This is a genomic window from Edaphobacillus lindanitolerans (genome assembly GCF_900156305.1).
Lineage (GTDB): Bacteria > Bacillota > Bacilli > Bacillales_A > Planococcaceae > Bhargavaea > Bhargavaea lindanitolerans.
In genome coordinates, this window is the sequence record NZ_FTPL01000003.1 from 220,057 (window position 1) to 237,295 (window position 17,239).

At 57.6% G+C, this 17,239-nt stretch carries 10 protein-coding genes; all 10 read left to right on the forward strand.

Going from position 1 to position 17,239, the window contains the following annotated elements; all coding sequences use genetic code 11:
• The first annotated feature begins 170 nt into the window (after positions 1–170).
• The 10 genes from rpoB (at position 171) to ilvN (ending at position 17,208) form a co-directional block, all read left to right on the forward strand.
• The gene (rpoB, locus tag B0B07_RS10465) at positions 171–3,713 is read left to right on the forward strand and encodes a DNA-directed RNA polymerase subunit beta (protein WP_076758791.1); all 3,543 of its coding nucleotides are present in this window, start codon (positions 171–173) and stop codon (positions 3,711–3,713) included.
• Positions 3,714–3,817: 104 nt separating this feature from the next.
• Complete coding sequence (gene rpoC, locus B0B07_RS10470) at positions 3,818–7,420, forward strand: DNA-directed RNA polymerase subunit beta' (protein WP_076758792.1); 3,603 nt, start codon at positions 3,818–3,820, stop codon at positions 7,418–7,420.
• Between the two features lie 296 nt (positions 7,421–7,716).
• Positions 7,717–7,962 carry a ribosomal L7Ae/L30e/S12e/Gadd45 family protein gene (locus B0B07_RS10475; protein WP_076758794.1) on the forward strand — a complete coding sequence of 82 codons (246 nt, stop codon included), beginning with the start codon at positions 7,717–7,719 and terminating at the stop codon, positions 7,960–7,962.
• Positions 7,963–8,061: 99 nt separating this feature from the next.
• Complete coding sequence (gene rpsL, locus B0B07_RS10480) at positions 8,062–8,481, forward strand: 30S ribosomal protein S12 (RefSeq protein WP_076758796.1); 420 nt, start codon at positions 8,062–8,064, stop codon at positions 8,479–8,481.
• Between the two features lie 50 nt (positions 8,482–8,531).
• Positions 8,532–9,002 (forward strand): 30S ribosomal protein S7, encoded by a 471-nt coding sequence (gene rpsG, locus B0B07_RS10485; protein WP_076758797.1) that lies wholly within the window; start codon positions 8,532–8,534, stop codon positions 9,000–9,002.
• Positions 9,003–9,053: 51 nt separating this feature from the next.
• The gene (gene fusA / locus B0B07_RS10490) at positions 9,054–11,132 is read left to right on the forward strand and encodes an elongation factor G (protein WP_076758799.1); all 2,079 of its coding nucleotides are present in this window, start codon (positions 9,054–9,056) and stop codon (positions 11,130–11,132) included.
• Positions 11,133–11,248: 116 nt separating this feature from the next.
• On the forward strand, positions 11,249–12,436 hold the full coding sequence (gene tuf / locus B0B07_RS10495) for an elongation factor Tu (RefSeq protein WP_076758800.1): 1,188 nt from the start codon (positions 11,249–11,251) through the stop codon (positions 12,434–12,436).
• Between the two features lie 513 nt (positions 12,437–12,949).
• On the forward strand, positions 12,950–14,617 hold the full coding sequence (gene ilvD, locus B0B07_RS10500) for a dihydroxy-acid dehydratase (protein ID WP_076758802.1): 1,668 nt from the start codon (positions 12,950–12,952) through the stop codon (positions 14,615–14,617).
• A gap of 342 nt (positions 14,618–14,959) precedes the next feature.
• Entirely contained in the window at positions 14,960–16,696 is a 1,737-nt protein-coding gene (gene ilvB, locus B0B07_RS10505) for a biosynthetic-type acetolactate synthase large subunit (protein ID WP_076758803.1), read from the forward strand.
• Positions 16,693–17,208: an acetolactate synthase small subunit gene (gene ilvN / locus B0B07_RS10510; RefSeq protein WP_076758805.1), complete on the forward strand. Its 516-nt coding sequence runs from the start codon at positions 16,693–16,695 to the stop codon at positions 17,206–17,208. The genes ilvB and ilvN overlap by 4 nt, the downstream gene beginning before the upstream one ends.
• Positions 17,209–17,239 lie beyond the last annotated feature (31 nt).

The following is a 17,239-nucleotide window of genomic DNA, read 5'->3' on the forward strand; positions in this document are numbered from 1 at the left end:
GTATAGATCCGCCCGCCTGAAGGGGATACTTGACCGGAATGGAATAAGCCTGGTGAAACCGAAAATGAGCTCTTGTCTTGAACTCGTTTTCTTTTTGTCTTTTCGGATATCATACATCATTTTCCGGCATCCGCAAAGACCTATTATCGCTTTAATGAGGGGTGAATCAGTTGACAGGTCAACTAGTTCAGTACGGTCAACATCGTCAGCGCAGGAGTTTTGCGCGCATCAGTGAGGTGCTCGAGCTTCCCAATCTGATCGAGATCCAGACGAAGTCCTACGAATGGTTCCTTGAAGAAGGGCTGCGCGATATGTTCCACGACATCTCGCCGATCGAGGACTTCACGGGGAATCTCTCCCTCGAGTTTGTCGACTACAGCCTCGGTGAACCGAAATACCCTGTCGGCGAGTCGAAAGAGCGGGATGCGACATATGCCGCACCGCTGCGCGTGAAAGTGCGTCTTCACAACAAGGAAACCGAAGAAGTGAAGGAGCAGGACGTCTTCATGGGCGACTTCCCGCTCATGACGGAAAACGGGACATTCATCATCAACGGCGCAGAGCGCGTCATCGTCTCGCAGCTCGTCCGCTCCCCGAGCGTCTACTTCCATGACAAAACAGATAAAAACGGGAAGCGCGGCTTCGGTGCCACAGTCATCCCGAACCGTGGCGCATGGCTCGAATATGAGACGGATGCGAAAGACATCGTTCACGTCCGGATCGACCGCACCCGCAAGCTTCCGGTCACCGTGCTGCTCCGCGCGCTCGGCTTCGGCTCCGATCAGGAGATCATCGAGCTGATCGGTGACAACGAATTCCTCCAGAACACACTGGAGAAAGACAATACGGAAAGCACGGAGAAGGCGCTCCTTGAGATCTATGAGCGACTCCGCCCGGGCGAGCCGCCGACTGTGGAGAGCGCGAAGAACCTTCTGTATTCCCGTTTCTTCGATCCAAAGCGCTATGATCTGGCCAACGTCGGCCGCTATAAGATGAACAAAAAGCTGAACATCAAGGACCGCCTCTTCAACCAGACGCTCGCCGAAACGCTGGCTGACCCTGAAACGGGCGAAATCCTTGCCGAAAAAGGGACTGTCATCGATCGCCGCGTGCTTGACAAACTCACTCCTTATCTTGAGAACGGCACCGGATTCCAGACGCTTACACCGGTGAACGGCGTGCTGGAAGGCGACATCACCGTCCAGGCGATCAAGATCTACGCGCCGAAGAGCGAAGATGAGAAAGTCATCACGGTCATCGGCAACGCGGGCATCGAAGAAGAAGTGAAGCACGTTACACCGGCCGACATCATCGCGTCGATCAGCTACTTCTTCAACCTGCTCTACCAGGTCGGCATCACGGATGACATCGACCACCTCGGCAACCGCCGTCTCCGTTCGGTGGGCGAATTGCTGCAGAACCAGTTCCGCATCGGTCTCTCCCGTATGGAACGCGTTGTGCGCGAGCGCATGTCGATCAACGATACACAATCTATTGTGCCTCAGCAGCTCATCAATATCCGTCCGGTCATCGCATCCATCAAAGAGTTCTTCGGAAGCTCCCAGCTTTCGCAGTTCATGGACCAGACGAACCCGCTTGCGGAACTGACGCACAAACGCCGCCTGTCCGCGCTCGGACCGGGCGGACTCACCCGGGAACGCGCCGGCATGGAAGTGCGGGACGTCCACTACTCCCACTATGGCCGGATGTGCCCGATCGAGACGCCGGAAGGCCCGAACATCGGACTCATCAACTCGCTCTCGACTTATGCGAAAGTGAATAAATTCGGCTTCATCGAAACGCCGTATCGCCGCGTCGACCCTGAAACGGGCATCGTGACCGAGCACATCGATTACCTGACGGCGGATGAGGAAGACAATTATGTCGTCGCCCAGGCGAACGCGCCTCTGGACGAAGAGCGCCGGTTCGTCAATGAAGAAGTCGTCGGACGCTTCCGCGGAGACAACTCCGTATTCAAGCGCGAGACGATCGACTACATGGACGTCTCTCCAAAACAGGTCGTCTCTGCCGCGACCGCTTGTATCCCGTTCCTCGAAAACGATGACTCGAACCGGGCCCTCATGGGCGCGAACATGCAGCGACAGGCTGTTCCGCTCCTGAATCCGGAAGCTCCGTTTGTCGGCACCGGGATGGAATACGTCGATGCGCGCGACTCGGGTGCCGCCATCGTCTCGAAACACCACGGAATCGTGGAGCATGTCGAGGCCAAAGAAATCCGTGTGCGCCGCACTGAAGTGATTGACGGCAAGGAAGTCAAGGGCGACCTGGATGTCTATAAGCTCGAGAAGTTCATCCGGTCCAACCAGGGGACTTCTTACAACCAGCGTCCGATCGTCAATGTCGGCGACCGCGTCGCACCGCTTGATGTGCTCGGCGACGGCCCGTCGATGGACAAAGGCGAACTCGCCCTCGGACGCAACGTCCTCGTTGCCTTCATGACATGGGACGGCTTCAACTATGAGGATGCCGTCATCATGAGCGAGCGCCTCGTCAAGGACGACGTCTATACGTCGGTCCACATCGAGGAATACGAGTCCGACTCCCGCGATACGAAGCTCGGACCTGAAGAGATCACACGCGACATCCCGAACGTCGGTGAAGACGCGCTCCGCAATCTTGACGAGCGCGGCATCGTGCGGGTCGGTGCGGAAGTTCGCGACGGCGACATCCTCGTCGGGAAGGTCACGCCGAAGGGCGTCACCGAACTGACTGCGGAAGAACGCCTGCTGCACGCCATCTTCGGCGAGAAGGCACGCGAAGTCCGCGATACGTCCCTCCGGGTACCGCACGGCGCAGGCGGGATTGTCCTCGATGTCAAGGTCTTCAACCGTGAAGACGGCGACGAACTTGCACCGGGCGTCAACCAGCTCGTGCGCGTCTACATCGTCCAAAAACGGAAAATCTCCGTCGGTGACAAGATGGCCGGACGCCACGGGAACAAAGGGGTCATCTCCCGGATCCTTCCGGAAGAGGACATGCCGTTCATGCCGGACGGCACACCGGTTGACATCATGCTCAACCCGCTCGGCGTACCGTCCCGGATGAACATCGGACAGGTGCTCGAACTCCACCTCGGCATGGCTGCCCGCTACCTCGGCCTTCATATGGCCACGCCGGTATTTGACGGCGCCAACGAGGAAGATGTATGGGAGACGATGGAAGAAGCCGGCATGGACCGCTCCGGGAAAACGGTACTGTACGACGGCCGCTCCGGCGAACCGTTCGACAACAAAGTGTCGGTCGGGATCATGTACATGATCAAGCTTGCGCACATGGTCGACGACAAGCTCCACGCCCGTTCGACGGGTCCTTACTCCCTCGTCACGCAGCAGCCGCTCGGCGGTAAAGCGCAGTTCGGCGGTCAGCGTTTCGGAGAGATGGAAGTATGGGCGCTTGAAGCGTACGGTGCAGCCTACACGCTCCAGGAGATCCTGACAGTCAAGTCCGATGATGTGGTCGGACGCGTCAAGACATACGAATCGATTGTCAAAGGGGAAAACATCCCGCAGCCGGGCATTCCTGAATCGTTCAAAGTCCTGATCAAAGAACTCCAGTCGCTCGGCCTCGACGTGAAGATGCTGACTGTCGACCACGAAGAGATCGACCTTCGCGACCTGGATGAGGACGAAGACCTCCAGCCGACGGATGCATTGAACATCCTGCCGGAACAGGAGCCGATCGGAGCCGAATGATTGACTCCTTGACATGAAGGAGGCGGCGGGGACACGGTCCCGCGCCGCCGCATGATGATGAACGGAGAGCCTGTTCAGACTGAGACTAAAGGGAGGTAGGCTCCTTGATAGATGTAAACAATTTTGAGTATATGAAAATCGGTCTCGCCTCGCCGGATAAGATCCGCTCGTGGTCTTTCGGTGAAGTGAAAAAGCCGGAAACGATCAACTACCGGACGCTTAAACCGGAGAAAGACGGCCTGTTCTGCGAACGGATCTTCGGGCCGACAAAAGACTGGGAGTGCCACTGCGGCAAGTACAAGCGCGTCCGCTACAAGGGCGTCGTCTGTGACCGCTGCGGCGTCGAAGTGACACGTGCGAAAGTCCGCCGCGAGCGGATGGGCCACATTGAACTCGCTGCGCCGGTATCCCACATCTGGTATTTCAAGGGCATCCCGAGCCGCATGGGGCTTCTGCTTGACATGTCCCCGCGCTCGCTTGAGGAAGTCATTTACTTCGCTTCTTATGTAGTCGTCGATCCGGCTGACACCGGACTTGACCGGAAACAGCTCCTGTCCGAGCGGGAATACCGCGCGTACCGCGAGAAGTACGGCAACAAGTTTTCGGCACTCATGGGAGCGGAAGCGATCGAAAAGCTGCTCAAGCAGATCGACCTTGAAAAAGAGACGCACGACCTGAAAGAAGAGCTGAAGTCCGCACAGGGCCAACGCCGCACGCGTGCGATCAAGCGCCTGGAAGTCGTGGAATCGTTCCGGAACTCGGGCAACCGTCCGGAATGGATGATCCTCGAAGTGCTGCCGGTCATTCCTCCGGAACTCCGGCCGATGGTCCAGCTCGACGGCGGACGTTTTGCGACGTCCGACCTCAACGACCTGTACCGCCGGGTCATCAACCGGAACAACCGGCTAAAGCGCCTGCTTGACCTCGGTGCACCGGGGATCATCGTCCAGAACGAGAAGCGGATGCTCCAGGAAGCCGTCGATGCCCTCATCGACAACGGCCGCCGCGGACGTCCGGTCACGGGTCCGGGGAACCGTCCGCTGAAATCCCTCTCGCATATGCTGAAAGGGAAACAGGGTCGTTTCCGCCAGAACCTCCTCGGGAAGCGGGTCGACTATTCCGGCCGTTCCGTTATCGTTGTCGGACCGAACCTGAAGATGTATCAGTGCGGCCTGCCGCGCGAAATGGCGATCGAGCTGTTCAAGCCGTTCGTCATGAAGGAACTCGTCGAGCGCGGGCTCGCGCATAACATCAAGAGCGCGAAGCGCAAGATCGAACGCCTTCACTCCGATGTGTGGGACGTGCTGGAAGACGTCATCAAGGAACATCCGGTCCTCCTGAACCGGGCACCGACGCTCCACCGGCTCGGCATCCAGGCATTCGAGCCGACGCTCGTCGAAGGCCGCGCCATCCGTCTGCACCCGCTCGTCTGTACGGCATACAACGCCGACTTCGACGGTGACCAGATGGCCGTTCACGTGCCGCTCTCCGCAGAGGCACAGGCCGAAGCGCGCCTGCTCATGCTCGCGGCTCAGAACATCCTGAACCCGAAAGACGGGAAGCCGGTCGTCACGCCATCCCAGGACATGGTTCTCGGGAACTACTATCTGACGCTCGAGCGCAAGAACGCTGCGGGCGAAGGCATGGTGTTCAGCGACACGAACGAAGTGATGGTTGCCTACCAGACGGGCTTCGTGCACCTGCACACCCGGATCGCCATCCAGGCATCCGCGCTGAACAATCCGACATTCACCGAGAAGCAGAACAAGCAGCTGCTCATGACCACTGTCGGCAAGGTGATCTTCAACGAAATCCTGCCGGAGTCGTTCCCGTTCATCAATGAACCGACGAACCACAACCTCCAGGTCGAAACACCGGAAAAATATTTCATCGATCCGACGGATGATGTGAAGGCGAAGATCGCGGAAGCGGAACTCGTCCAGCCGTTCAAGAAGAAAATCCTCGGAAACATCATCGCGGAGATCTTCAAGCGGTTCCACATCACCGAAACGTCGAAGATGCTTGACCGGATGAAGGACCTCGGGTTCAAATACTCCACGCGTGCAGGCATCACGATCGGGATCTCCGACATCGTCGTCCTGCCGAACAAAGGTGAGATCCTCCAGGAAGCCCAGGACAAGGTCGACAAGGTCACGAAGCAGTTCCGCCGCGGTCTCATCACCGAGGAAGAGCGCTACGACCGCGTCATCTCGTACTGGAGCCAGGCGAAGGACACCATCCAGTCCCAGCTCATGGAGTCCCTCGACAACGAGAACCCGATCTTCATGATGAGCGACTCGGGTGCCCGTGGTAACGCATCGAACTTCACGCAGCTCGCCGGGATGCGCGGACTCATGGCCAACCCGGCCGGCCGCATCATCGAGCTCCCGATCAAGTCGTCGTTCCGTGAAGGCCTCACCGTCCTCGAGTACTTCATCTCGACGCACGGCGCACGGAAGGGTCTTGCCGATACGGCGCTGAAGACGGCCGACTCGGGTTACCTGACCCGCCGGCTCGTCGATGTCGCGCAGGATGTCATCGTCCGCGAAGACGACTGCGGCACCGACCGCGGCCTTGAAGTGTCCGCCCTTACGGAAGGGACCGAGATCATCGAGGCCCTCGACGAGCGGATCATCGGCCGCCATGCGAAGAAGACGGTCCGCCATCCGGAAACGGGCGAAGTGATCGTCGAGCGCGACGGACTCATCACGGAGGACCTTGCCAAGGTGATCACAGACGCCGGCATCGAATCCGTGACGATCCGTTCGGCATTCACGTGCAATACGAAGCACGGCATCTGCAAAAAGTGCTACGGCATGAACCTGGCGACCGGCGAAGCGGTCGAAGTCGGCGAAGCCGTCGGCATCATCGCTGCCCAGTCGATCGGGGAGCCGGGCACGCAGCTGACGATGCGTACGTTCCACACCGGCGGGGTTGCCGGAGACGACATCACCCAGGGTCTCCCGCGTATCCAGGAGATCTTCGAAGCACGGAACCCGAAAGGTCAGGCGGTCATTTCCGAGATCAACGGTGTCATCACCGAAATCGACGAAATCCGCGAAGGCCAGAAGGAGATCACCGTCAAGGGAGATGTCGAGACGCGGAAATATACGCCACCGTATAACGCGCGCCTCCGCTTCGGCCTCAATGACACGGTCAGCCGCGGGGATGCGCTCACCGAAGGGTCGATCGATCCGAAAGAGCTCATCGTCGTCAAAGACGTGTCGACCGTCCAGGAATACTTGCTGAAGGAAGTCCAGAAGGTCTACCGGATGCAGGGCGTTGAGATCAGCGATAAGCACGTTGAAGTCATGGTCCGCCAGATGATGCGCAAAGTCCGCGTCATCGAAGCCGGCGACACGGATCTTCTCCCGGGCTCGCTGCTCGACATCCACCAATTCGCGGAATCGAATGCCGAGGCGCTCCTCAACGGCAGATTGCCTGCCACGAGCCGTCCGGTCATTCTCGGGATCACGAAAGCGTCCCTTGAAACCGAATCGTTCCTTTCCGCCGCGTCGTTCCAGGAAACCACTCGTGTCCTGACCGATGCCGCCATCAAAGGCAAAATGGACGAACTCCTCGGTCTCAAGGAGAACGTCATCATCGGGAAACTCGTCCCAGCCGGCACGGGCATGCAGCGCTACCGCCGCATCGCCATCGAGCATGAAGGCATGGAAGAGGAAGCCGAAACCGCAACTGCGGAATAATGCACGAAGCACCCCGGGAACCGAAAGGTCCCCGGGGTGCTCTTTTTATTCACGGACAGGAGACGGGGTGCCGGCCCTGTTCCGGCACTCTGCCCGCACTCTATGGAAGGAAGGTGCACCGGACCCGGCAGCCCGATTCAATCGTGCCGCATCCAAGCGCGCATACCGTACGGCCCTTCTTTAAAGACAAATAAAAAGAAGGTCGAAATCCGTATGGTATCTGTTGACACCCGGCGCGGCAGATGATAATATATTCAAGGTTGAGAGTTGACTTTCTGTTCCTTGGAGGAAATGGCATGTCTCATGGACAAGCGAATCAGAAGAAGACGATCATCGGGATCAAACAAACAGTGAAGGCACTCCGGACGGGGAGGGTGCAGGAGGTTCTCCTGGCATCTGATGCGGACGGACGGCTGCTCGGCGATCTTCTCGTGCTTGCACGGGAGAACGGGGTACCGGTCCGCTATGCGGGTACGAGGCTTGAACTCGGCCTGGCACACGGGATCGACGTCGGAGCTTCGGTCGTAGCGATCACTGAATGACGGTTTTTGCGCATTAAAACGCAAAGACTTTGTTTTTACCCCAAAAATGAACCACCTGGATGTGTGGTATTACAAAGAAGTGAAGGGAGGACCCTATCGATGCCTACAATTAACCAACTGGTCCGCAAACCGCGCAAGTCGAAAGCGACCAAGTCGAAATCTCCGGCACTCGGGAAAGGTTACAACAGCTACAAGAAAACGACGACAGACGTCAATTCTCCGCAAAAACGCGGTGTCTGCACGCGTGTCGGCACAATGACACCGAAGAAGCCGAACTCGGCCCTTCGTAAATACGCTCGTGTCCGCCTGACGAACACGATCGAAGTCAACGCCTACATTCCGGGCGAAGGCCACAACCTTCAGGAACACAGCGTTGTCCTGATCCGTGGCGGCCGTGTGAAAGACCTTCCGGGTGTCCGCTACCACATCGTGCGCGGCGCCCTCGATACAGCCGGCGTTCAAGGCCGTATGCAGAGCCGTTCCCACTACGGCGCGAAGAAACCGAAAGAAAAGAAATAATCCAAAGCAGGCACCTTTGAGTGCCCAACAGTCTGAAAGGAGGAACACACATGCCTCGTAAAGGTCCAGTTGCAAAACGTGACGTGTTGCCTGATCCACTCTACAATTCGAAGCTCGTGACACGTCTGATCAATAAAATGATGGTGGATGGCAAGAAAGGGACTTCCCAGCAAATTCTCTATGGTGCGTTCGACCTTATCCGCGAACGTTCCGGCAAGGAGCCGCTTGAAGTCTTCGAAGCTGCCCTCGAGAACATCATGCCAGTCCTCGAAGTCCGTGCCCGCCGTGTCGGTGGCGCGAACTACCAGGTTCCGGTTGAAGTACGTCCTGATCGCCGCGTGACACTCGGTCTCCGCTACCTCGTCAACTACTCCCGCCTCCGCGGTGAGAAGACGATGGAAGAGCGCCTTGCGAACGAGATCCTCGACGCTTCCAACAACACGGGTGCTTCCGTGAAGCGCCGCGAAGATCTCCACAAAATGGCGGAAGCGAACAAAGCATTCGCCCACTACCGCTGGTAAGATCGAGCCGAAGATTACTCTATTCCGACATAACAGGAGGAGAAACACATTATGGCTAGAGAATTCTCCTTGGAGAACACCCGTAACATCGGGATCATGGCCCACATCGACGCCGGTAAAACGACGACGACTGAGCGGATCCTCTACTACACGGGTAAAATCCATAAACTCGGGGAAACGCACGAAGGCGCATCCCAGATGGACTGGATGGAACAGGAGCAGGAGCGCGGGATCACGATCACATCCGCTGCAACGACAGCTGCCTGGAAAGGCTACCGGGTCAACATCATCGACACTCCTGGGCACGTCGACTTCACCGTTGAAGTTGAACGCTCCCTCCGCGTGCTCGACGGTGCGGTAACCGTCCTCGATGCACAGTCCGGCGTTGAGCCGCAGACTGAAACGGTATGGCGCCAGGCAACCACTTATGGCGTACCGCGTATCGTATTCGTCAACAAAATGGACAAGACAGGCGCAGACTTCCTGTACTCTGTCAAAACCCTGCATAACCGCCTCCAGGCGAATGCACACCCGATCCAGCTTCCGATCGGTTCCGAAGATGAATTCAGCGGGATCATCGACCTTGTGGAAATGAAGGCGACGATGTACGGCAACGACCTCGGTACTGAGATCGAAGTCACCGACATCCCTGCTGAATACATGGATCAGGCTGAAGAATACCGTGAAAAGCTCATCGAGGCCGTTGCGGAACTCGACGAGGACCTCATGGAGAAATACCTCGGCGGCGAAGAACTTTCGATCGAAGAGATCAAGGCTGCCATCCGGAAAGCGACGCTTGCCGTTGAATTCTATCCGGTTGTCTGCGGTACGGCTTTCAAAAACAAAGGTGTCCAGCTCGTCCTCGACGCAGTTGTCGACTACCTGCCGGCTCCGATCGACATTCCGTCGATCAAGGGCATCGACCCTGATACCGGCGATGAAATGGAACGTCATGCAGACGACGAAGAGCCGTTCTCGGCACTTGCGTTCAAGGTCATGACTGACCCGTTCGTCGGTAAGCTTACGTTCTTCCGTGTGTATTCCGGTGTTCTCCAGTCCGGTTCTTACGTTCAGAACTCGACAAAAGGCAAGCGCGAACGCGTCGGCCGGATCCTCCAGATGCACGCAAACTCCCGTCAGGAAATCTCCGAAGTGCACGCGGGCGAAATCGCCGCTGCCGTCGGCCTGAAAGACACGGGTACAGGGGATACGCTCTGCGACGAAAAATCGCTCGTCATCCTCGAGTCCATGGAATTCCCTGAGCCGGTTATCTCGGTTGCAATCGAACCGAAGACAAAAGGCGACCAGGACAAAATGGGTACGGCACTTGCCAAGCTGCAGGAAGAAGACCCTACATTCCGTGCTCACACCGATCAGGAAACCGGCGAAGTCATCATCGCGGGTATGGGTGAGCTGCACCTCGACATCATCGTTGACCGTCTCCGCCGTGAGTTCAAGGTCGAAGCGAACGTCGGTGCGCCACAAGTATCTTACCGTGAGACATTCCGCCAGTCTGCTGAAATCGAAGGTAAATTCGTACGCCAGTCCGGCGGCCGCGGTCAGTTCGGCCACGTCTGGATCGAATTCTCCCCGAACGAAGAAGGCGCAGGCTTCGAGTTCACGAACGGCATCGTCGGTGGCGTCGTTCCGCGTGAATACGTACCGGCTGTTGAAGCCGGCGTCAAAGACGCACTCGAAAATGGTGTCATTGCCGGCTATCCGGTCATCGACGTCAAAGCCCGCCTGTTCGACGGTTCGTACCACGACGTCGACTCCAGCGAAATGGCGTTCAAGATTGCCGCTTCCATGGCCGTCAAGAACGCTGCTGCGAAAGTCAATCCGGTTCTCCTTGAGCCGATGATGAAAGTCGAAGTCGTCATCCCTGAAGAATACATGGGTGACATCATGGGCGACATCACATCCCGCCGCGGTCGCGTGGAAGGGATGGAGGCCCGCGGCAACGCGCAGGTCGTCCGTGCTATGGTTCCTCTTTCCGAAATGTTCGGCTATGCGACATCGCTTCGCTCGAACACGCAGGGCCGCGGTACATTCTCGATGGTCTTCGATCACTACGAGGAAGTTCCTAAGTCCATCCGGGAAGAAATCGTCAAAAAAAATAAAGGCGAATAATTGAATTTCACCTTTGTTTCAAGTATAACTAACGTATAAGCTATGGAGGATGGGGGAGTACGGCTTCCCCGCATCCATACATCCAATATCTCTTATATTTAAGGAGGATTTTCCTAATGGCTAAAGCAAAATTCGACCGCTCCAAAACGCACGCTAACATCGGTACGATCGGTCACGTTGACCATGGTAAAACGACTCTGACTGCTGCAATCGCAACTGTTCTTGCAAAGCGCGGCGGCGGTGAAGCACGTTCTTACGCGGACGTTGACAACGCTCCTGAAGAAAAAGAGCGCGGCATCACGATCAACACTTCCCACATCGAGTACGAAACAGACAAGCGCCACTACGCGCACGTTGACTGCCCAGGACACGCTGACTATGTCAAGAACATGATCACGGGTGCTGCTCAGATGGATGGCGGGATCCTCGTTGTATCCGCAGCTGACGGCCCAATGCCACAAACTCGCGAGCACATCCTCCTGTCCCGTCAGGTAGGCGTTCCTTACCTCGTCGTATTCCTCAACAAGTGCGACATGGTAGACGACGAAGAGCTCCTCGAACTCGTTGAAATGGAAGTTCGTGACCTCCTCTCCGAGTACGAATTCCCTGGCGACGATGTTCCAGTCATCAAAGGTTCTGCTCTTAAAGCCCTCGAAGGCGAAGCAGAATGGGAAGAAAAAATCGTTGAACTCATGGACGCTGTAGATGAGTACATCCCAACACCACCACGTGACACTGAAAAGCCATTCATGATGCCTGTCGAGGACGTATTCTCGATCACAGGCCGTGGTACGGTTGCAACTGGCCGTGTAGAACGTGGCCAAGTTAAAGTCGGCGACGTCATCGAAATCGTTGGTCTCGCAGAAGAAGCAAAATCGACGACGGTTACGGGCGTAGAAATGTTCCGTAAGCTCCTCGACTACGCTGAAGCAGGCGACAACATCGGTGCGCTCCTCCGTGGTGTTGCACGTGAAGACATCCAGCGTGGCCAAGTTCTTGCAAAGCCAGGCACAATCACTCCGCACACGACGTTCTCTGCTGAAGTTTACGTCCTGTCGAAAGAAGAAGGTGGCCGTCACACGCCATTCTTCTCCAACTACCGCCCACAGTTCTACTTCCGTACAACGGACGTAACTGGCGTCATCACGCTCCCAGAAGGCACAGAAATGGTTATGCCTGGGGACAACATCGAAATGAACGTTGAGCTCATCTCCCCGATCGCGATCGAAGAAGGTACGAAATTCTCGATCCGTGAAGGCGGCCGTACGGTCGGCGCTGGCGTCGTTTCCACAATCACGAAGTAATTTCTTGTCTCATTGAAATACCGGGAACCGGCAGCGGCCTGATCAGCCGTCCGTGACCCTGTGCAGTCCAGACGTGGACTGCCGCCCCCCAGCCCAGACGTGGGCCGGGGGGCTTTTTATTTTGTCTTTTACCTCCTGCGGGGCCATCCTGGTTTACAAAGCAGCCTGCAGAATCTCATCTAGGCATCTTTCCCGGACACCCGAAGCCCCCGATTGCTCTCCGATCCAAATGGCCATTTCCCTCCCTCCTGAATCTTTGAAAGCGTCGGTTCGTTCAAAACTGTAACTGCTTTCCCCGGTACTTCCAAAAATATTTTTTGATCATGTTTTCACATGAGCGAAATGCGATATATCGCGTTTGTAAACGATTACATTTCTTTTCCGCTATTCTAAATTGGCGAAAAAATTAAAAATCAAGGTTGACGCCCTATCGGTTCCGCGATATGATGTTCCCAATTCATTTCCGGAGACGGCCAGCAGCCGTTACGCCGCAATAGCCAGGGAGAGATCACCATGAGAAGCGACATGATCAAAAAAGGAATAGACCGGGCGCCTCACAGGAGCCTCCTTTACGCAACGGGCGTAAAGGCGAAGGATATGGGCAAGCCGTTCATCGGTGTGTGCAACTCATACGTCGACATCATTCCGGGGCATATGCACCTGAACAAGTTTGCCGAAGTCGTCAAAGAGGCAATCCGCGAAGCCGGCGGCATCCCGTTCGAATTCAACACGATTGGGGTGGATGACGGGATCGCGATGGGCCACATCGGGATGAGGTACTCGCTCCCGAGCCGGGAGATCATTGCCGACGCAGCGGAGACCGTGATCAATGCACACTGGTTCGACGGGGTATTCTACATCCCGAACTGTGACAAGATCACGCCGGGAATGCTGATGGCGGCGGTGCGTACGAATGTCCCTTCGATCTTCGTTTCCGGCGGACCGATGGAAGGCGGCACATCCGCCGAAGGCAAGCCGCTTTCACTCATGTCGGTGTTTGAAGGAGTCGGTTCCTACAAGCAGGGGACGATGACCGGTACGCAGCTCCTCGACATTGAGCAGAATGCCTGTCCGACATGCGGGTCATGCTCAGGGATGTTCACCGCAAATTCGATGAACACTCTGATGGAGATGATGGGGGTCGCACTGCCGGGCAACGGCACGATCGTCGCCACGTCGGATGAACGCCACAACCTCATCCGTGAGGCGGCCAGACAGCTGATCCGGATGGTCGAGGAGGATGTGAAGCCGCGTGACCTCATCACCGAGGACACGATCGACGATGCATTTGCACTCGACATGGCGATGGGCGGATCGACGAATACCGTCCTCCATACCCTCGCCATCGCAAACGAGGCCGAGATCGATTATGACCTCAAGCGGGTGAACGAAGTCGCAGAGCGGATTCCATATCTCTCGAAAATCAGCCCCGCTTCGGATTACACGATGCATGACGTCCACCTTGCAGGAGGCGTCAGCGCCATCATCCGAGAGCTGTGCGAGATTCCGGGTGCGATCCACGGCGACCGGATCACGGTCACCGGCAAGACGCTTTACGAGAACGTGAAAGACCAGCCGATTTTGAATGAGCAAGTCATCAGGCCGAAAGAAAATCCGTATAGTCAGGTGGGCGGCCTATCCGTCCTATACGGCAACATCGCGCCCGACGGCAGTGTCATCAAAGTCGGGGCGGTCGATCCGTCGATCCGGGTGTTCGAAGGGGATGCCATCGTCTTCGAATCCCAGGAGGATGCGCAGAAGGGCATCGATGACGGCACGGTTCAGGAAGGCCATGTCGTCGTCATCCGGTATGAGGGGCCGAAGGGCGGCCCGGGAATGCCGGAAATGCTCGCCCCGACATCGGCCATCGTCGGCCGGGGGCTCGGCAAGAAAGTCGCGCTCATCACGGACGGCCGGTTCTCCGGCGCGTCGCGCGGCATTTCAATCGGTCACATTTCGCCCGAAGCGGCGGAAGGCGGCCCGATCGCACTCGTGGAGAACGGAGACATCATCACGATCGACCTGGAGAAGCGGACAATCGAACTCCGGGTGCCGGACGAAGAGCTGGAAGAACGGCGCAAGAAACTGAAGCCGTTCGAACCGAAGATCAAAAAGGGCTATCTCGCCCGCTATTCAAAACTGGTCACATCCGCCAATACCGGCGGCGTCATGAAAATCTAAATCGATGAAGAGGTTAAAGGGAAGGACACCCTGCGTTTTACCAGAGAGCCGGTCATGCTGGAAGCCGGCAAACGCATCCGACCCGACATCCCCTCCGAGTGGATCGCTGAACGGGCAACCGAGTAGGCGTTCCCGGGGCACAGGCTAATCTGCCGCCCCGTTACCAAAACTGGCCGGATTCCAAATCCGGCTGCCGAGGCGGCGAAGTTTGCCGTAAACAAGGGTGGTACCATGAAAGGCTCTTTCATCCCTTCTGCAGGAGGAACAGTGTGTTCTCCGGCGGGGATGAACGGGCCTTTTTCATTTTCAAAAAATCAAGCAACCAAAAGGAGGATGTCGCAGATGGAAGCGAGCGTCAAGTCGAGGGAAGGCACGGCCGTCACAGAACAGGCGGCCGGCACCGGGGCCGATCTTCTGATCCGGTCACTGAAAAATGAGGGCGTGGATATTATTTTCGGCTACCCGGGCGGCGCCGTACTTCCGATCTACGATGCGCTGTACCGCAACCCGATCCGTCATATCCTGGCCCGGCACGAACAGGGGGCCATCCACGCGGCGGAAGGCTACGCCAGGGTGACGGGGCGGCCGGGAGTGGTCATTGCGACATCCGGCCCGGGAGCGACAAACCTCGTGACGGGGATTGCCGATGCGATGCTGGACTCCCTGCCGCTTGTCGTCTTCACCGGGCAGGTTGCCCAGCAGGTCATCGGGACGGACGCCTTCCAGGAGGCGGACGTCATTGGCATCACTCAGCCGATCACGAAGCACAATTATCAGGTGAAGGATGCAAGGGATCTGCCGAGGATCGTGAAGGAAGCGTTCCACATTGCGTCAACCGGCCGTCCCGGTCCGGTCGTCGTGGATATCCCGAAGAACATATCGGTGGCCGGTCTCGAAGCGGACATTCCGCACCCCGTCGAGGTGGACCTGCCGGGATATCAACCGACATACCAGCCGAACTTCTTCCAGATCCAGAAGGCTGCCCAGTCGCTTGCCGCGGCAAAACGGCCGCTCATCCTGGCCGGTGCCGGAGTCCTTGCCGCGAAAGGCACGGAGGAACTGCGCCGGCTCATTGAGGAATGGCGGATTCCGGTGACGAACACGCTCCTCGGACTCGGCACAATTCCGGGAGAACATGAACTGTTTCTCGGGATGGCCGGCATGCACGGCACCTATGCAGCGAACCATGCGATCCAGGAATGCGACGTCCTCCTGAATGTCGGCGCCCGGTTCGACGACCGGCTCACAGGCAAACTGGCCGGCTTTGCCCCGAACGCGAAGGTGATCCACATCGACATTGACCCGGCCGAAATCGGAAAGAATGTCCCGACCGACATCCCGATTGTCGGAGATGCCCGGCAGGCGCTGGAAGCCCTCCTCCGTCAGGATGCCGGAAAGCCGGACACGGAGGAGTGGATTGCCCGGCTGGATGACTGGAAGGAAACCCGTCCGCTCGGCTACACGGCGGCCACAGCTGACGGGATCATGCCGCAGGATGCGGTCCGCCTCGTCCACAAGTACACGGAGGGGGATGCAATCGTCACGACGGACGTCGGCCAGCATCAGATGTTCGCCGCCCAGTACTATAGCCTGAACAACGCCCACCACTGGGTGACATCGGGCGGGCTCGGGACGATGGGCTTCGGCTTCCCGGCAGCGATCGGCGCCCAGTTCGCCCGGCCGGATGCAAAGGTCGTCTCCATCGTCGGCGATGCCGGCTTCCAGATGACCCTCCAGGAGCTGTCCCTGCTCCAGGAGTTCCGCCTCCCGGTCAAGATCGTCATCGTCAACAATGCGAGCCTCGGAATGGTGCGCCAGTGGCAGGAGACGTTCCACGGAGAGCGGTACTCCTCCTCGCTCATCCCGATCCAGCCGGATTTCGTGAAGCTGGCGGAAGCGTACGAAGTCAAGGGATACAAGGTGGAGACGCTGAGCCGGGCCGAAGAAGTATTCCGGGAAGCACTCGCTTCCGACGGACCGGCCCTCATCGACTGCCGGGTGCTCGAGACGGAGAACGTCTATCCGATGGTGGCACCGGGCAAGACATTGAGTGAAATGATCGGAGTGATGGAACGGTGAAACGAATCATAACGACGACAGTCATCAACCAGAGCGGCGTGCTGAACCGCGTCACCGGGCTTCTCATGAAGCGCCAGTTCAACATCGAGAGCATTACCGTCGGGCATACAGAACAGCCGGGCATGTCGAAGATGACATTTGTCGTCCACGTCGAGGATCCCGGAAAAGTCGAACAGCTCCTGAAGCAGCTGCAGAAACAGATCGACGTCATCAAAGCCAATGACATCACGGACAAATCGGCGGTCATGCGGGAACTGGCCCTCGTCAAAGTCACCACCCCGCCCCAGGTGAGGAGCGAAGTGCAGAGCATCGTCCAGCCGTTCCGCGCATCGGTCATCGACATGAGCAAGAACGTCACGACATTCCAGGTGACAGGGGACCCGGAAAAGATCGAGGCCTTCATCGACCTGATGCGCCCGTACGGCATCAAGGAGATCTCCCGCACCGGCGTCACCGCATTCACCCGGGAAACCCAGCGCACCGAAATGAAGCCGGACCTGATCCTCCAATGAAGCCGGATGGTCGGCCCCGAATGGACCGGAC